The sequence below is a fragment of the Bosea sp. RAC05 genome (assembly GCF_001713455.1).
Lineage (GTDB): Bacteria > Pseudomonadota > Alphaproteobacteria > Rhizobiales > Beijerinckiaceae > Allobosea.
Genome location: NZ_CP016464.1, coordinates 874,271 through 891,007, shown reverse-complemented (window position 1 = coordinate 891,007; position 16,737 = coordinate 874,271). Strand labels below are relative to the sequence as shown.

Sequence of the window (16,737 nt, the reverse complement as noted above, 5' to 3'; positions counted from 1 at the left end):
GCACCCGTCACAAGGGGGCTTCCGCGGCTTGGCCGCGGCGGTGCTTCCAGTCGCACTCGCAGGCACAGTTCTTCATTCGATACCCGAAACCCCGGCGGCCGGATTGCCGCCGGGGGCCTGCTGCGTGATCGCCGATGCATCGGAGCTCAAGCTCGAGCTCGGCGTCGCCGGACACACAGTACAGGCTCCGTGCCAACAAGCGGCAGACAACGACTGCGGGGCAAAAATTTCGCGCAACTCTCTGATATAACGCGATTAATTCTAGGTCGTCGCATGATGACCCGTCATGTGAGCCGGTACTGTCCTGTGAAGATTATATCCTGTAGGATACTTAAATAGATTTTTAGATAGGCCTGAACCATGCGCCGCCGCGTTGCCATCAGCATTCTGGGAACCACGCTCGATGCCGGCCGCGGCGAGCGCTGGAAGCGCTGGCGGCCGACGATCGCGCTGTGCCAGCAGCAGGGGCTGTTCATCGACCGGCTGGAACTGATCCATGGTCGCAAGTCCGAGGGCCTCGCCCGGGAGATCATCGCCGATATCGAAACGGTGTCGCCCGCGACCGAGGTTCGGCGGCATCTCGTCGAGATGAAGGACCCCTGGGATTTCAGCGAGGTCTATACAAGACTGCGGGAGTTCGCCCGGACCTATGCCTTCGATCCCGACCGCGAGGACTATCTGGTCAACATTACCACCGGCACCCATGTCGCTCAGATCTGCTGGTTCCTGCTGACGGAAGCGCATTTCATCCCCGGGCGCCTGCTCCAGCTGTCGCCGCCGCGCGGGCGCCCGACCGGCGACGATGTCTCCGGCGGGCACTCCATCATTGATCTCGACCTGTCACGCTACGACGCCATCGCGACGCGCTTTGCTGCCGAGCATGATGAGGCGACCTCGTTCCTGAAATCGGGCATCGCCACGAGAAGCCCGGTCTTCAATGCGATGATCGACCAGATCGAGCGCGTCGCGATCCGTTCGCGCGCGCCGGTTCTCCTGACCGGCCCGACCGGGGCCGGCAAATCGCAGCTCGCCCGGCGAATCTACGAGTTGAAGAAGGCCCAGCACCAGGTCTCGGGCGCCTTCGTCGAGGTGAACTGCGCGACGCTGCGCGGCGACCAGGCCATGTCGACCCTGTTCGGCCACGTAAAGGGCGCCTTCACCGGCGCCCAGAGCGACCGGCCGGGCCTGATGAAAGCAGCCGACAAGGGCGTGCTGTTCCTCGACGAGATCGGCGAACTCGGCCTCGACGAACAGGCGATGTGCCTGCGTGCGATCGAGGAGAAGCGCTTCCTGCCCATGGGCTCCGACCGGGACCGCAGCTCCGACTTCCAGCTGATCGCCGGCACCAATCGCGACCTGTCTCAGCGTGTCCGAGAGGGCTCGTTTCGCGAGGACCTGTTCGCGCGCCTCAACCTCTGGACCTTCCGCCTGCCGGCTCTGCGCGAGCGGAAGGAGGATATCGAACCGAACCTCGATTTCGAACTGCGGCGCTTTGCCGAGCGGGAGCGACAGAACGCCACCTTCAACAAGGAAGCCCGCGAACTCTATCTCGCCTTTGCCGTCGCCCCCGATGCGCCATGGCCTGCCAATTTCCGCGACCTTTCGGCCTCGATCACGCGCATGGCGACCCTGGCTCCGCAGGGGCGCATCAACGAGGTGACGGTGCGCGATGAAATTAGCCGGCTTATGAAACGCTGGCACGCAGATCGTGCCGAGGTAGCTGGCCCCGAGCGGCTGCTGACCAATCTTCTTGGAAGCGAACGGATCGAGCAGATCGATCTGTTCGACCGGGCCCAACTGGCCGCGGTCGTCGCCGTCTGCCGCGAGAGCCGCTCGCTGAGCGCCGCCGGGCGGATGCTCTTCTCGGTCTCGCGCACGGCCAAGACGAGCGGCAATGACGCCGACAGGCTGCGCAAATACCTCGCACGCTTCCAGCTGAGGTTCGAGGATCTCTCGGATGCTCCAGGAGAGCGATGAACGCGTTGCCTGCCGACGCCGGGCTTCGTGACGGGCATCGGCTCGCCACCGCGTTCCCATCGACCACGGCGGCTCGACCCGCCAAGGTTCACCGTCGGACCCTCGGTCCGGCGGGGGCGCGACACGGACATCATTCGGGCCTCCTGCGGACGGGCTGCGGACATGCGACACCGGCCCAAAAAGCAAAGCCCCTGGCGTGCTCGCCAGGGGCCTGGTGCTGCGTCACGCGTTCAGCGGCAGATGGTCTTGTAGCCGACGATGATGGTCTCGCCGGAGTAGCGATCGAAGCGCTTGATCGGCTTCTCGAAGCAGTCCTCCTCGGCCTCGACGAAGCGCACCGGGCGCTGGTGGCCATAGTCCGCGTGACGCTGGTCGCGGTCATGGAAGCTGCGGTAGCGGGGCTCGGCGGCGCGGGCCTGGTTGCTGACGATCGCCGCGCCGATGAGGGCGCCGGTGAGGCCGAGCAGGGCCCCGGCGACGGCCGTCTTGCGGCTGTGCTGCTTGACCGGCTTGACCTCGAAGCCGCGGTCGGAGGCCGAGGCGCCGGAGACGAAGGAACCGCTGATCAGGGCGACGGTCAGGGCGGCGGCGACGGTCTTGCTGCAAACCTTGGTGAAGCTCTGGGTCATGACGCTCATCCTCTGGCGGGGCGGCGATCCGTTCGCCGATGAATTGACCCTAGAGTCGGGCGCATCGGTGCACTGTTCCGGCGGGAACAGGGCGAAATCCAGTTGGCGACAGCCCCGACTGTTCAGACCAATCGAGCCCGCTCTGCGCAGGAATCCGGCCTGTTCCCCCCGGAACTGAGCCGCCCCCCTGATTGAGGTCCTATGGCCTCACACCGGGCGCAGGGCTCTGACGCCCATCAGCAGAACAGAGATGACATCGGGGCCACCTTCGTTGAATCAATTGGTCGCGTTCGTAAAACCGTCCAGCTATATTAAATAAATCTAGCATTCCCCTGCGACAGACCCTCCCAAGTTCAGGATGTCCAAGATGCCCGATATATTCACGCCGGAACAGACACCGCTTGTCCTAAACGGAAACGGCCCCCCGCTGCCCACCGTTCCCCGGCTCAGGCTGGACATCGCCTCCATCGTCGCGTTCCGCGAAAGGGTCCCTGACCCGCCCGCGAACGCAGCCGCCCGCGCACCCGCCCATCGATTCTTGCCCCATGGCAGTCCGCATCGTGCAGCGCCGCCGCAGCCGGCTGCCATCGGGCAAGAGCGTGTCGCCTATACAGGGGTCGTCCACATGGCCACGGGGAAAGTGTTCCTGTGCCCGCTTGTTCCAGCCCGAAATGCCCGTAAATATCAGGGGCCGCTATTTCATGAACGCGACCTGACGCCGATCGATCATTATTCGAACGCCGCGCTGGAGCACATGGCCGGAGCTGCCACACAAGCGCTGGTGTTTCCGGCGATGCAGCAGAATCAGAGTGTTCGGCTTGGCCGAACCAGACCAACCATAGGCTCGCATCGCGTGCCCGGCATCGCAGCCTCGGCATCCGTCCCTGGGGCTCTAACAATGGCCCCCACGAACACCACTGCAAATCGTCGATATCGCGATTCTGCTGCCCACCAAATCCTCGTGAAACGCCTTCGTGAGCAGCCGGAGGGCTTTGTCGGCTTCGCGGTGGAAAAAAACGCCCTCGGACCCGGCCACCATCAGGTCATGTTTGTGTCCAGCCTGAACGTTCCCTTCTTCGGCGTCCGGGGCATGACGCATCAGTTCGCGAATGCGATCGTCCACGCTCTGCAGCGCGCGTTTACGCAGGGGGCTCACCAGCAGATTCCGGCTGCGCTGCTGCCGGGGCACCATCAGCCTCTGCCGCTTGCGCCGCCCGCGGGGGGGCATGATTTTGGGTTTCCGCCTCCGCCGCAGGCGGGGAATCATCAGAGGATACCGTCTCGACCGCTGCCGAAGCGGTGAAACCGTGTGCGTGGTCAGATGATGTGAGACGTGTCCGGGGCCTCGGGAACAGAGGTTCTGGGCAGGATGCGGTTCTTGAAGGTTGGGTGCCAGCGCTCGATCGTGCCCTGCGTCTGGGGGGCGATCGGGCGCGCCGCGAACGTGCTGCATGCCCTTGCCATCGAGGCATGGCGTCGATCCATCGAATGCCCGGATCCCCTGATCCCGACCCGCGACGTCTCTCCCTGGCCGTTAAACCGCAACCCATTGCCGCCGGAGGCCGACGAGCGCCTCTCGGAGGCTGTCGACGCGGCCGATCGCGCGGACCGCGTCGGTGGCGGAACCGTGCTGCAGGGCGATGAGCGCACCGCGCTGTTGCTGATGGAGCTCGTCGATGCTGCCGTGACGTCTTGCCCGAGGACGAAGCCGAGGGAGGCCCGCAGTTCGGCGCTGTCGGGCTGAAAGGCCCGGGGATGACGAAGCGTCAATCCGGCCTTGCCACCCTATCGCGCAGGGCGGACAGTGCCGACGGACGGGGCAGCGGGGCGAGACGATGGATTCCCAGTGGTTCGTGGCAAGGCACGGCGATGTCGTGGGGCCGATGTCGCGGAACGAGGTCAAGGCCATGGTGGCCGCGGAGCCGGACGGAGACCTTCTCGTCTGGACCGACGGCTTCAGCGCCTGGTGCACGCCCGCCGAGGTTGCGGTCCTGCGCAGCGTGGACGCGGGGGCAGGCGGTGCGCCTGCGCCCTCGGCTCCCGCGAGCGCGGAGCGCCATGCCAGCCTGGCCGAGCGTGCCCGCCACGAACTCATCGCCTATGCGGTGATCGCCGCCTACCTCTACGTCTGCTTCGGCGCCATCCTTCTCTTCAAGACGGCCGTGCTGACCCAAGCGGGCGTGCCCTACGCGCCCCTCGGGCTGGCGGCCATCAAGGCGCTCGTGCTCGGCAAGTTCCTGCTGCTCTTGCATGGTGCGCGGGTCGGCGAACGCGTCCGGCGCAAAGGCCGCCCGATCGGCGCCATCGCCTGGCAGGCGCTGCTCTTCGCCTCGCTCCTCATGATTCTCACCGTGATCGAGGAGCTCATTGTCGGCACGGTCCATGGCAAGCCCCCGGTGGCGATCATGTCCGAACTCGCGGACGGAAGCCTGATGGAGGCGGCCGCGACCAGCCTTCTGATGGTGCTCGTGCTGACGCCGTATTTCGCGATGCGCGAGATCAACAGCGAGCTCGGTGACGGCGTGCTGTTCCGGATGTTGATCACGCCCAGAGAGGAACGCTGAGGGACGCCCGCAGGGGCGATCCGATTCGAAGTGGGATTCGCTGATCGCGGCCTGTCTGATTCCGTCGGGTCGGGAGCGGGCGGCGATGGATCCTGTCGCGCGCCGACAGCGATGCTCTCGCCCGGCAGCCGGCGATGAGCGGAGGCGCGGCAGGGACGGCATTACCAACGCCGCACCTGCGGCGCGCCCGACGTGGGTCGATCCCGTGACCTCTGCCGCTTCGGGCCATGCCCGCGCCCGCAATTCCCTCGTTGCCCCGCGCCGCGCGATCGGCTATCCAACATCCACGGATTGCGCCCGTAGCTCAGCTGGATAGAGCGTTGCCCTCCGAAGCTGGGTTTTCGCCGAAAGCGCCTCTAAATTTTCTAGCAATCACAATAGTTTGAGGCGCAAATCGGCGCTGGAACAGCGATCACAACGCGGTTCGGCACGACCGCGCCACATGCAGGGTGGTAGTCGGCTCCAGCGCGGAAGAGAAATCCCCGCGGCCTACCATCGCTGGGTGATATCCTGCTTGCGAATCGATGAAGTGGGCACGGAGCGTCCGACCTTGAATAGCCTCCCAAGCGGACGCTTTATCGTGCTCGATTTCGAGACGACTGGACTCAGCCCGGCGATGGGCGCGCGGGTGATTGAGGTGTCAGCTCGCGAAGTGGTGGACGGCCGAGCAGGCCATGAACTGCTTTCCTTTGTCGACCCAGGCATCCGCGTCCCGGCAGAGATCACCCAGATCACCGGCATAACGAGCGCGATGCTCAGCGGCGCACCTACGTCGGCGGTCGTGATGCGTCAGCTCTCATCCTTCATCGGGTCATCGCCTATCGTTTGCCACAACGCAGGCTTCGATCGACGGTTTTACGAACACGAGGCCAGCGAGTTTCTCGATGGGCAGCCCGTTCGCGCCTTATGCACCCTGCTATTGGCTCGCCGCATGTTCCCGGGTCGGAGAAGTTATCGACTAGGCGGTCTCATCGACGAGATGGGCATTGCATCTCCTGGTCGCCTTCATAGGGCGAGCGCCGATACGTTTGTCACGGTCCATCTCTTCAATCGCATCTGCGCCAACGCACGCTCTCGCTGTCGAGCCGAGCACTTTGATCAAGAAGTGCTGCACCGGCTGCAGCGGATCAGGATTGCGGAAGCGTATGATTGGCTGGCCACATTAGGTAGCTCTGTCCCAGGATCGCTTGGTAAACGTAGAGCGCCCGGACGCGGCACGCCAACGATTTTGAACTGACGATCATAGCCCCCCCGCTCCTGGACGATCGTTAGCGTCGACCCGGCCTGGGCTGAAAAGGTCATTGCACCGGGAGCAGGCAGCTGTATTCGATCTGACTTCCAGCAACCAAGACCCTCGCCCAAACCGCAGCTGGCGACCTTTGCAAAGGTTGAAATCAAACACGGCCGAGCGTGCAAGTTGCCAAGTCAGTATCGTGGCCCGTCGATTATTCCCGCAACCCGACCGATGTGATGATCCTGGGCTGATCGCCTAGACCGGCGACATGGACATTCGACGCCTCGCTCGAACCGGATGAGTTCCCCGAGGGACCCTCACGCGCTCGGAGCCGAGTTCATCCAAGTGAAAGCAGCGGCGCAGAATCGAAGTGAGTGAGAATACGCTTCAGCGCCGCGGCGCTGTTCTCATCTTCGACGCTTTCGAGCGCGTCCTGCAGCACCATGCGAATGTCCTCGACTCCTACTCTCTCCATCTCCCAGTTCGGATACAGACGCTCGCGCTTTTCCTCACTCTGGCTCAGCGAGACGATATCGTAATGGCGCGGATCGCTATGCAGACTCGCGATCAAACTCTGGATCTGGGCGGGCGGCCCCTCGATCCACTGGAAGAAGACGCCACCGCCAAAAACCAGCACGCCGGTGATGCCACGCGCGCGATTGCTGCGTTGAGCAGACTCAACGATGCGACCGACCTCGGCGTCGTCAACGCCGTCAGCGGCACGGCTGCAGTAGACGAAATGACGAAGCGTGTGCTGCGGGGCATCGTCCAACTCGGAAACCCGTTGCAAACCGTATTCGTCGAACATGGCGGGCCCTCCGGCAACCGTAGGGTGTGTCGCCCTGTGATTGCATCTCCTCAACACAATGCGTCGCTCATGGAAGCAGGCTGAGCCCCAATGCGCAACTCGTCGGGCGATCTTGTGCAAGAAGACTGCCTCTCCAAGGCAGTTTGCCGAGGGAGCAGGTCCCTCCGAAGCTGGGTTTTCGCCGGAAGCGCGCCCCAAATTCTCCTGTATCCACAATAGCTTGTGGCACTGATCGGCGCTGCAACCGCGATCACAACTCGGTTCGGCACGACCGCGCCACTCCGGACAGGGGAATGCCCCTGGGAAACGTTGGGGGGGGGGGCCGACTGCGGCTCGCATCGCGTTCACTATGGCTTGGGCAGCGTCAGATCCGACAGGTATTCGATCGACTGCGTGACAGCGGTTTCCATGCCCGACATGCGCATGACGCTGAACGTTTTGACGGTCTGACGCGTCGCCGGATGAATCCAGAGCGTCTGGCGGGTGGTCATGTTCATCTGCGGATAGACCAGATCGCCCTCGAACTTCTCGAGGCGGACGCCGTCGATTTCCTCGAAACCGCAGGCGATGTTCTGCGCGGATCGCGCGACGTCGGCCTGTTGCTTCAGGACGACTTCCGGATCGTGCCCCGGATCGTTCAGCTCGCGGACCTTCTTCCAGGTCTTACCCTTGTCCGATGATGCATATAGGACATCGCCGACCGCGAGTGACCAAGGCATTCCGGGTGGGTCGATCACTTGCGTCAGCCAATCGCCCGAGCCGTTGCTGAAATGATAGTTGATCATCGGCTTCTGGCCGCTGGTCACCGTCGTGATCGTCGACTTGCTGGCCTGGCCCTTCATCGGCCTGCTCATCTCTCTCACGAGCGATTCCCGGCAGGGATCGGCGACCGCCGCCGAGGGAGACAGCAGGGCCGCGGCGAAGAGCCAGACCGAATAGTTCAGATTGCGCATCACAAGCCCATCCTAGACGTGGATTGCAGGCTCAGGGCGTGGTCACCCTGACGGCGGGATCGTAGGCGAAGATCTGCAGCGAGACATCCCCCGAAGAGCCAAAGCGGGAGCTGCCCTCCAACTCTGACTGATGCCATCGCAGCATCCGCCGCGTCGCCGCGTCCGGTTAAGCGGTCGCGCGACCGCCGAACCAGTGTCCGCCCTGCACTGAAACCGCATCGGTTCGCGACAGATAGCGGAAGAGCAGCATCGGGCGCACCTCCAGCCTGGGTTCACTCAGGCTCACGCAAGAGTCGAACGCGCACACCCTCGACAGCCAAAGCCCCTGGCCTGCTCGCCAGGGGTCCGATGCTGCGTCACGCGCTCAGCGGCAGATGGTCTTGTAGCCGACGACGATGGTCTCGCCGGAGTAGCGGTCGAAGCGCTTGATCGGCTTCTCGAAGCAGTCTTCCTCGGCCTCGACGAAGCGCACCGGGCGCTGGTGGCCGTAGCCGGCCTCACGCAGGTCGCGATCCTCGTAGCTGCGGTAGCGCGGCTCGGCGGCGCGGGCCTGGTTGCGCACACGGCAATCGCTGACTTGCCGTGCTCACATCGGTAAGCCCGCAGCGTATCGCACATTACGTCGCTTTCGATTTCGCGCTGAGCGGCACGGCCATCATCCTGGCGAAGCCATTGCCTCGCCGAGACGGTCGAGCGCCCAGTCGAGTTCGGCGTCACTGATTGTCAGCGGCGGCGAGAAGCCGAAGCTTGATCGATCCTTGGCTGTCGTCGACAGGCCGTGATCGCGCAGGTGATCGATGATCGCGGCGATCGGCCATCGCGCGGCATCGACGCGGTCGGGATCGAGCCCGATCACCAGCAGCAGGCCCTTGCCGCGGACATGGTCGACCAGCGGGCTGTCCTCCCGCAGACGGGCGACCCGCGTCCGGATCTCCTCCTCGAGCCGTGCGGCGCGTGCGACCAGGTTCTGTCGCTCGATGATTCCGATCGTCGTCAGCGCCGCCCGCGTCGTCATCGGGTTCTTCTCATGGGTGTAGTGGCCGAGCGACAGCTCGGGCGCGAGGTTGAGGCGCGCGTCGGCGATCACCGCGGCGATCGGCAGGATGCCGCCGCCGAGGGCCTTGCCGAGCACCACGGCGTCGGGCGTCGCGCCGACATGCTCGAAGGCGAAGAAGCGGCCGGTTTTGCCGAGGCCCGAGGGGATTTCGTCGAAGATCAGCAGGACGCCATGAGCGTCGCAGAGCTGCCGGATCTGCGGCCAGAGCCAGGGTGGCGGCACGTGGCCATTCGATCGGATCGGCTCGGCGATCAGCGCACCGATCCGGGATGACGACTCCAGGGCCCGCTGGACATCCGCGACCATCCGCAGGGCGCCGTTGTCGGGATGCCAATAGGGCGTGACATGGTGGCGACCGGGCAGGAAAGGGCCCAGCCTCGCGTCGGGCGCGGCGCGCGACAGGCCGAACGCGCCAAAGCCATGCCCGTGATAGGAGCCTTCGATCGAGATCGTCTCGGGCTTGCCGGTCGCGACGCGGGCGAGCTTGAGGGCGATCTCGATCGCATCCGAGCCGCCTGTGGCGAACAGGACCCGGGCCGGCGCCCCCGGCCATTTCGACAGCAGCGTCTCCGCCAGCCCGACCGCCGGCTCGTTGGTGAAGCGTCGTGGCGAGAAGGGCAGCGTATCGAGCTGGTCCTTCAGCGCGGCGATCAGTTCGGGGTGGGCATGGCCGATGTGATGGGCGGTGTTGCCGTGCAGGTCGAGCAGGCGGCGGCCCGTGTCATCCTCCAGCCAGGCGCCCTCGACCGCGTGCAGGGCCGAGACGCAGGGACTGGAGCCATCCTGATGGAAGAAGGCGGCGGCATCGCGCGCAACCAGATCCCCGCTCATCGCGCATCGCCTCCCGCCGAAACCACCAGCCTGCCCCCGCAGCGCAACGGCCGGCGCCAAAGCAATGGCGCAGGCCTCGCCAAAGATGGCAGCGGCACGCGCAGGATCGGGGTCAATGGTGGCGCTGCCGACATGCGTGGGCATAGGCGAGCTTGACGACCATTTGGCGACAGCCGCAACGGCCGCAGTCTGTGGACGAGAGGCTCCGGCCGGCCGCGAGTTCCGGTGTCACGCAAACGTCGTGCATGCGCCGTATCCGCTTTCGCTAGGTCATCATGAGATGGCGAGTCTGGGGGAAGCGCTGACATGTTCAAGCACGTTCTGGCCGCGAGCATCGCGGGTTTTGTGGCTCTCGCGCCCGTGGCGGCCTCGGCCCAGCAGCGCACTCTGACCGTCTACTCCTCCCTCGACGAGGATCAGGCGAAGGCGCTGATCAAGGGCTTCGAGGCCAAGCATCCTCAGGTGAAGGTCAATGCGATCCTCGGCTCGACCGCGCCGATCATCGCCCGCGTCATCGCCGAGGCGGCGTCGCCGCAGGCCGACATCATCATGGGCAACGCCGTCTCCGCCCTGATGGCGGCCGATGCGCGAGGCCTGCTGCTACCCTACAAGCCGGCCCATTACGACAAGGTGGCGCCGGTGATGCGCGATGGCCGCGCCGAGCCGGTGTGGGTGGGCATCGATGCCTGGGCGTCGTCGCTCTGCTTCAACACGGTCGAGGCCGCCAAGAAGAACATTCCCGCGCCGAAGAGCTGGGCGGATCTGACGAACCCGATCTACAAGGGCCAGATCACCATGCCCTCGCCGCTGTCGTCGGGCACCGCGCTGCTGGCGGTCAATGGCTGGCTCACCGTCTTCGGCGAGAAGGGCGGCTGGGAGTTCATGGACAAGCTGCACGAGAACGTCTCGAAATACGGCCATTCCGGCTCGGCGCCCTGCCGCCAAGCGGCGTCCGGCGAGACCCTCATCGGCATTTCCTATGCAACACCCGGCGTGAAATCGATCAACGAAGGCGCGCCGATCCAGATCATTCTGCCCTCCGAAGGCCTCGGCTGGGAAATCGAGGCGGCCGCCATCGTCAAGGGCGCCAAGAACCTCGCCGACGCCAAGGCGATGTCGGACTGGATCTCCTCGCGCGAAGCGGCGGAGATCTCGGCGAAGTTCCTGCCGATCACGGCCTATGACGACATCCAGTCCCTCCCCAAGAACTATCCGGCGGACGAGAAGTCGAAGCTGCTGACGATGGACTTCGCCAAGCTCGCCGCCAGCCGCGAGGCCGTCATGGCCGAATGGCAGAAGCGCTACGGCGTCAAGGTTCCGCCCAGGTCCTGATCCGCCAAGCCAGCCGGTCCGAGAGAGCTGACGATGACGGTGACCACAGTCGCGCTTTCGGTCGACGCGAAACCACAGCCATCAGGGGCGAGCGCTAGCGCTCGCCCTTTCCTGTCGCTGTCGGGCCTGACCAAGCGCTACGGCACCGCAACCGTGGTGCACGATGCGAGCCTCGACGTCATGCGCGGCGAACTGCTCTGCATTCTCGGACCCTCCGGCTGTGGCAAGACCACGCTGCTGCGGCTGATCGCCGGGTTCGAGACCGCCGATGCCGGGTCGATCCGGCAGGACGGCCAGGAGATCAGCGCAGCCCCGCCGGAGGCGCGCGATTTCGGCATCGTCTTCCAGTCCTACGCCCTGTTTCCCAATCGCACCGTCGCGGGCAATGTCGGGTTCGGCCTCGAAATCCTGCCGATGTCGCGCGCCGATCGCGCGACCCGCATCCGCGAACTGCTCGAGCTGGTGGGCCTCGAGGGGCACGCGCAGAAATACCCCAGCCAGATCTCCGGGGGGCAGCAGCAGCGCGTCGCCCTGGCGCGTGCGCTCGCCTTGTCGCCCGGGCTCCTCCTGCTCGATGAGCCGCTCTCGGCGCTCGACGCCAATGTCCGGGCCAGTCTGCGTGATGAGTTGCGGGCGTTGCAGCGGCGCGTCGGCGTCACCAGCATCATGGTCACGCACGACCAGCAGGAAGCCCTGTCCATCGCCGATCGCGTCGTGGTGATGAATGCCGGGCGGATCGAGCAGGTCGGCGCGCCCGCCGAACTCTACCATCGACCGACCAACCTGTTCGTCGCGCGCATTCTGGGTGAGATCAACGCGCTGCCCGTCAGGTCTGTCTCCGGGACGCGCGTCGAGAGCCAGGGGCTCTCTTTCCAGCTCGCTCAGCCTTTGGGCTCGGAGAAGCCCGGCACCTTTGTCTGCTTCCGTCCCGCCGCCGTCATGTTGAGTGATGCCGCGGAGCTGGCCTCGCCGGGAATCGGCGCCCGTGTGACCGCGACCGCGTTTCTGGGGGATCGGCTGCGCCTGACCCTGCTTCCGGACGAGGCCGACGCGCCGGCCATCACGGCCGAGGTGCCGTTCCCTCGTTTTGGCGCGCCGCCAGAACCGGGCGATCACGTCACCTTCGGTGTCGCCCCCAGTCAGCTTTTCCTGCTCGACGATCATGGTTGAGGCTGCGACCGCGGCGGACAGGCGCTCCCGCCCGATCATGCCGGATCTGACGGGGACGGCGCTGCCGCCGGTCCTGTTGCTGTTGCTCGGGATCATCACCGTCCTGCCGATTTCGGCCCTGCTGATCCGCGCCTTTCTGGCGCGGGACGGCGGCTTCGTCGGCCTCGACAACTTCATTCGCTATGCGACCGAGCCCGGCCTGGCCGTCGCCGCCTGGAATTCCGCGAGCCTGTCGGCCATCTCCACCGTCATCGTCATGGCGCTGGCCTTTCCCTATGCCTACGCGCTGGTGCGCACGCGCATCCCGGGCCGGGGCTTCTTCCGGCTGATGGCGCTTCTGCCGCTGCTGGCCCCGTCTCTGCTGCCGGCGTTCGGAATGGTTTTCCTGTTCGGCAACCAGGGCTGGCTGAAGCACTGGCTTCTCGGGGAAAGCCTCTACGGGCCGGTCGGGATCGTCATGGCGAGCGCCTTCTATGCGTTCCCGCATGCGGTTCTGATTCTCAGTGCGGGGCTGTCCGCCGGAGACCAGCGCCACTATGAGGCGGCGCGTGCGCTGAAGGCCGGTCCCTGGCGGCGCTTCATGACGGTGACGCTCCCGTCCTGCCGCTACGCGGCCATCAGTGCCGCCTCGATCGTCTACATCCTGGTCTTCACCGATTTCGGCATTCCCAGCGTCGTCGGCGGGTCCACCAATGTGCTCGCCACCGACATCTACAAGCTCGTGATCGGCCGCTTCGATTTCGAGATGGGCGCGGTCGTCGGCGTTCTGCTGCTGCTCCCGGCTGTCATCGCCTATGGCATCGACTGGTTCGCGCGGCGCAGCCAGCGCTCGATGATCACCGGGAAATCGGTGCCTATCGAGCCCGAGCGGCTGGTCTGGCGCGACGCAGCGCTGTTTGGATTCGCTGCTGTGGTGACCTGCGCCATCCTCGCCATCCTCGGCATGGCGATCTATGGATCACTGGTGCGGTTCTGGCCCTATAACCTGACGCTCGGCCTGCAGAATTATGAGCGGCTCTTCACCGACGACGACGAATTCCGCGCGCTCGGCAATTCGCTCGTGCTTGCCGCAGGCACCGCGCTGATCGGGACGACGATGGTGGCACTGTCGGGCTGGCTCGTCGCACGCAAGCTCGGCGCGAGCGGCGTTCGCAACGGCTTGCAGGCGGTCGCGATGGTCCCTGTCGCTGTTCCAGGCCTCGTGCTCGGGCTCGGTTATGTCTTCTTCTTCAACAATCCGGCCAACCCGCTGCATGGCCTGCAGGGCACGATGCTCCTGATCATGCTCTGCACGGTCGCGCATTTCTACACTGTGCCGCATCTGATGGCGGTCAACGAGCTGCAGCGGCTGGATCGCGAGATCGACATGGCGGCGCAGGCCCTGCGCGTGCGCCCGGCGGGCGCGGCGCGGCGGGTCTACTTTCCCGTCCTCATGCCGACACTGGTCGATGTCGCCGGCTACTTCTTCGTCAACGCCATGACCACGGTGTCGGCCCTGATCTTCCTGTTCACTGCGCAGACGCGCGTCGCCGCGATCGCGGTCATCAACCTCGTCGAGGGCAGCCGCATCGGCCAGGCGGCGGCTTTCGCCGTGCTGATCATGGCGATGTCGATGGTGGCGACCGCGATCCAGATGGTCCTGCGTGGTCTCGTCCTGCGGTCGCAGAGCTGGCGCCGGCGCACGACATGACCGAGCCGGACCTGCTCAGTTTTGCTCATCGCCTCGCCGATGCCTCGGGCCCGGCGATCCTGCCCTGGTATCGCGCCATGCCGGCTATCACCGACAAGGGCTCGTCCTCCGGCTTCGACCCCGTCACGGAGGCGGATCGGGCGGCAGAGCGCGCCATCCGTGCACTGATTGGGGCCCACCACCCGAAGCATGGCATCATCGGCGAGGAATTCGGTCGCCACAACGTCGACGCCGAGTATGTCTGGGTGATCGACCCGATCGATGGCACGAAAGCCTTCATCTCCGGCCAGCCCGTCTGGGGCACCTTGATCGCCTTGCTGAGGAACGGCGAAGCCGTCCTTGGCCTTCTCGATCAACCGTTCTTGCGCGAGCGCTACTGGGGCGATGGCGAGCGCTCCTTCTGTCGGCGGGAGAACCGAATCTTTCCGCTCAGGACGAGAGCGTGCCCATCGCTGTCCGATGCGACGGTCTGGGTGAGTTCGTCGATCGCACGGGACCCCGTTGCCCATGCCGCTGTCGAGCGCCTCGGCGCGGCGGTGCGCATGCTGGTCTATGGCGGCGATTGCTTCTCGCTGGCGATGCTGGCGGAGGGGCATATCGACATCGCGATCGGCTGGGGCGGGTTCGAGATCTACGACATCGCCGCGCATATACCACTTGTCGCGGGAGCAGGGGGCATCGTCAGAGCGCTCGACGGCTTGGACGCTCTCCATGCCAACGGCATGTTGGCTCTGGGCGATCCGACCCTGCTTGAGGCGACGCTGGACGCGCTGCATTGGCCGCGGGGCTGAAGGGCAAGGGCCACGGCAGGCATCGTCGTTTGCCCTGAGACGCAAGAGCGCGACGCGAGCGCCTCTCAGCCTCGATGGCACATCTGCCCCATTTCAGAGTTCAGTCGACCGGCCGTGTTCGCCGCGCAGTTCGCCCTTTCGCATGCCTGTTGGCTGGTGACTTATCCGCTGGCGGGGTGCCGCCGCAGCCGGTGCCAGCCGAAGCCGATCCTTTCGCGCACCCCGACGCTCAGCGCCGCTTCCGCGTGCTCACCAATGCTGAGGAGCTCCGGCAGGCTCTCGACTATCCTTGGGACAGATGGGCAGTGTTCCTGCACCCGGCACAGAGTGCGCTGGTCGAGCGTGCCTTCACCGGTCCTGCACGCGTCTCTGGTTCGGCCGGAACCGGCAAGACGATTGTCGCCCTTCACCGTGCCGTCCATCTGGCGCGCGCCAATCCAACCAGCCGCGTGCTTCTCACCACCTTCTCGAAGCCGCTCGCGAACGCACTGCGCGCCAAGCTGTTGACCCTGGTGCCATCCGACGATGCTGTTGCACGCACATCGCCGTGAAGGCGCTGACGGCGCTCGGATACGAGCTTTACACCGAATGGTTCGGCCAGCCCCAGATCGCCTCGGCATCGCTGGTCCGTAACTTCCTCACCAAGGCGGCAGCCGAGTTCCCGGAGCAAAAGTTCTCGGTGCATTTCCTGTTCGGCGAATGGACCGACATCGCTGACGCTTGGCAGCTCAAGAACTGGGAGGCCTATCGCGATGTCTCCCGGCTGGGTCGCAAGACGCGTATCGGCGGCAAACAGCGCGAGGCGCTCTGGACCATCTTCGAGCAGGCGCGGGCGGCAATGGCAGAGCGCAAGCTCGTCACCTGGGCAGACATCTTCGGCCGGCTTACGGAGCATCTGGCGAGCGGCAAGGCGCGTCCCTTCGATCATGCGGTCGTCGACGAGGCTCAGGACCTCGGCGTCGCCGAGGCACGCTTCCTGGCAGCGCTGACGGGGGAGCGGCCGGATGGCCTGTTCTTCGCCGGCGATCTAGGTCAGCGGATCTTCCAACAGCCCTTCTCCTGGAAGGCTCTGGGCCTCGACGTGCGCGGGCGCTCGTTCACGCTGCGGATCAACTACCGCACATCGCATCAGATCCGCTCTCACGCCGACAGGCTGTTGCCAGGCACCATCTCGGATATTGACGGCAACACGGAAGGCCGTCGCGGCACCGTATCGATGTTCGACGGAGCGCCGCCAGACGTCGTGATCGCCGGCAGTCCGGAGCATGAGGCTGGGGTAGTCTCAGCCTGGATCTCGAAGCGGCTTGCCGAAGGCTGCAGGCCGCACGAAATGGGTGTCGTCGTTCGGTCGGATGCCGAAATCAAACGAGCGAGGGCAGCGATCAAGCTAGCCGGTGCGGCATTCGTAGAACTGAACGACAAGGTCGAGATCGAGGATGGTGCAATCGCGATCGCGACCATGCATTTCGCGAAGGGACTGGAGTTCCGCTCCGTGGTCGTCATGGCGTGCAACGATGAGGTCATCCCGCTGCAGGAGCGCATCGAGAGCGTGGCCGACGATGCCGATCTCGAAGAAGTCTACAACACGGAACGGCACCTGCTCTACGTCGCCTGCACCCGCGCCCGGGATCACTTGCTTGTAACCGGCGTCGAGCCTGCGTCGGAGTTTCTCGACGACTTCCGGAAAGGATGACGCGCCAC

At 65.2% G+C, this 16,737-nt stretch carries 16 protein-coding genes; 11 read left to right on the top strand and 5 right to left on the bottom strand.

Annotated features, from left to right (window positions below; all coding sequences use genetic code 11):
* The first annotated feature begins 360 nt into the window (after positions 1-360).
* The gene (gene rtcR, locus BSY19_RS07645) at positions 361-1,977 is read left to right on the top strand and encodes an RNA repair transcriptional activator RtcR (RefSeq protein ID WP_069053631.1); all 1,617 of its coding nucleotides are present in this window, start codon (positions 361-363) and stop codon (positions 1,975-1,977) included.
* A 230-nt stretch (positions 1,978-2,207) separates the two neighbouring features.
* Here the strand turns inward: rtcR and BSY19_RS07640 are convergent, their stop codons facing one another.
* Positions 2,208-2,606 carry a hypothetical protein gene (locus BSY19_RS07640; protein WP_069053630.1) on the bottom strand — a complete coding sequence of 133 codons (399 nt, stop codon included), beginning with the start codon at positions 2,604-2,606 and terminating at the stop codon, positions 2,208-2,210.
* 367 nt (positions 2,607-2,973) lie between these two features.
* On the opposite strand from BSY19_RS07640, the gene BSY19_RS27465 reads away from it, so the two are divergent.
* The 4 genes from BSY19_RS27465 to BSY19_RS26955 all read left to right on the top strand — a co-directional run bounded on the left by BSY19_RS27465 (position 2,974) and on the right by BSY19_RS26955 (position 6,407).
* Positions 2,974-3,909, top strand: a complete 936-nt coding sequence (locus BSY19_RS27465; protein ID WP_150129532.1) for a hypothetical protein — start codon at positions 2,974-2,976, stop codon at positions 3,907-3,909.
* Positions 3,910-3,975: 66 nt separating this feature from the next.
* Positions 3,976-4,350 carry a hypothetical protein gene (locus BSY19_RS07630; RefSeq protein ID WP_150129531.1) on the top strand — a complete coding sequence of 125 codons (375 nt, stop codon included), beginning with the start codon at positions 3,976-3,978 and terminating at the stop codon, positions 4,348-4,350.
* A gap of 91 nt (positions 4,351-4,441) precedes the next feature.
* Positions 4,442-5,170, top strand: a complete 729-nt coding sequence (locus BSY19_RS07625) for a DUF4339 domain-containing protein (protein WP_083247472.1) — start codon at positions 4,442-4,444, stop codon at positions 5,168-5,170.
* 580 nt (positions 5,171-5,750) lie between these two features.
* Positions 5,751-6,407, top strand: a complete 657-nt coding sequence (locus BSY19_RS26955; protein WP_171905102.1) for a 3'-5' exonuclease — start codon at positions 5,751-5,753, stop codon at positions 6,405-6,407.
* Between the two features lie 334 nt (positions 6,408-6,741).
* On the opposite strand, the gene BSY19_RS07620 is transcribed toward BSY19_RS26955, so the two are convergent.
* The 4 genes from BSY19_RS07620 to BSY19_RS07605 all read right to left on the bottom strand — a co-directional run bounded on the left by BSY19_RS07620 (position 6,742) and on the right by BSY19_RS07605 (position 10,053).
* The gene (locus BSY19_RS07620) at positions 6,742-7,212 is read right to left on the bottom strand and encodes a BLUF domain-containing protein (RefSeq protein ID WP_069053627.1); all 471 of its coding nucleotides are present in this window, start codon (positions 7,210-7,212) and stop codon (positions 6,742-6,744) included.
* Between the two features lie 347 nt (positions 7,213-7,559).
* Positions 7,560-8,168, bottom strand: a complete 609-nt coding sequence (locus tag BSY19_RS07615; protein ID WP_150129530.1) for a hypothetical protein — start codon at positions 8,166-8,168, stop codon at positions 7,560-7,562.
* Between the two features lie 361 nt (positions 8,169-8,529).
* Complete coding sequence (locus BSY19_RS07610; protein WP_069053625.1) at positions 8,530-8,727, bottom strand: hypothetical protein; 198 nt, start codon at positions 8,725-8,727, stop codon at positions 8,530-8,532.
* 93 nt (positions 8,728-8,820) lie between these two features.
* Positions 8,821-10,053 carry an aminotransferase class III-fold pyridoxal phosphate-dependent enzyme gene (locus tag BSY19_RS07605; protein WP_069053624.1) on the bottom strand — a complete coding sequence of 411 codons (1,233 nt, stop codon included), beginning with the start codon at positions 10,051-10,053 and terminating at the stop codon, positions 8,821-8,823.
* 306 nt (positions 10,054-10,359) lie between these two features.
* Between BSY19_RS07605 and BSY19_RS07600 the strand changes: the two genes are divergently transcribed.
* The 6 genes from BSY19_RS07600 (at position 10,360) to BSY19_RS07575 (ending at position 16,729) form a co-directional block, all read left to right on the top strand.
* Complete coding sequence (locus BSY19_RS07600; protein ID WP_069053623.1) at positions 10,360-11,385, top strand: extracellular solute-binding protein; 1,026 nt, start codon at positions 10,360-10,362, stop codon at positions 11,383-11,385.
* A gap of 33 nt (positions 11,386-11,418) precedes the next feature.
* On the top strand, positions 11,419-12,555 hold the full coding sequence (locus BSY19_RS28640) for an ABC transporter ATP-binding protein (RefSeq protein ID WP_083247470.1): 1,137 nt from the start codon (positions 11,419-11,421) through the stop codon (positions 12,553-12,555).
* A 37-nt stretch (positions 12,556-12,592) separates the two neighbouring features.
* Positions 12,593-14,245, top strand: coding sequence for a putative 2-aminoethylphosphonate ABC transporter permease subunit (locus tag BSY19_RS07590; protein ID WP_171905101.1), 1,653 nt, complete (start codon positions 12,593-12,595; stop codon positions 14,243-14,245).
* Positions 14,242-15,036, top strand: a complete 795-nt coding sequence (locus BSY19_RS07585; RefSeq protein ID WP_069053621.1) for an inositol monophosphatase family protein — start codon at positions 14,242-14,244, stop codon at positions 15,034-15,036. Before BSY19_RS07590 ends, BSY19_RS07585 begins: the two co-directional genes overlap by 4 nt.
* A 176-nt stretch (positions 15,037-15,212) precedes the next feature.
* Entirely contained in the window at positions 15,213-15,587 is a 375-nt protein-coding gene (locus tag BSY19_RS28125; protein ID WP_236840557.1) for a UvrD-helicase domain-containing protein, read from the top strand.
* Positions 15,584-16,729, top strand: coding sequence for a 3'-5' exonuclease (locus tag BSY19_RS07575; protein WP_069053619.1), 1,146 nt, complete (start codon positions 15,584-15,586; stop codon positions 16,727-16,729). Before BSY19_RS28125 ends, BSY19_RS07575 begins: the two co-directional genes overlap by 4 nt.
* Positions 16,730-16,737: the final 8 nt, after the last annotated feature.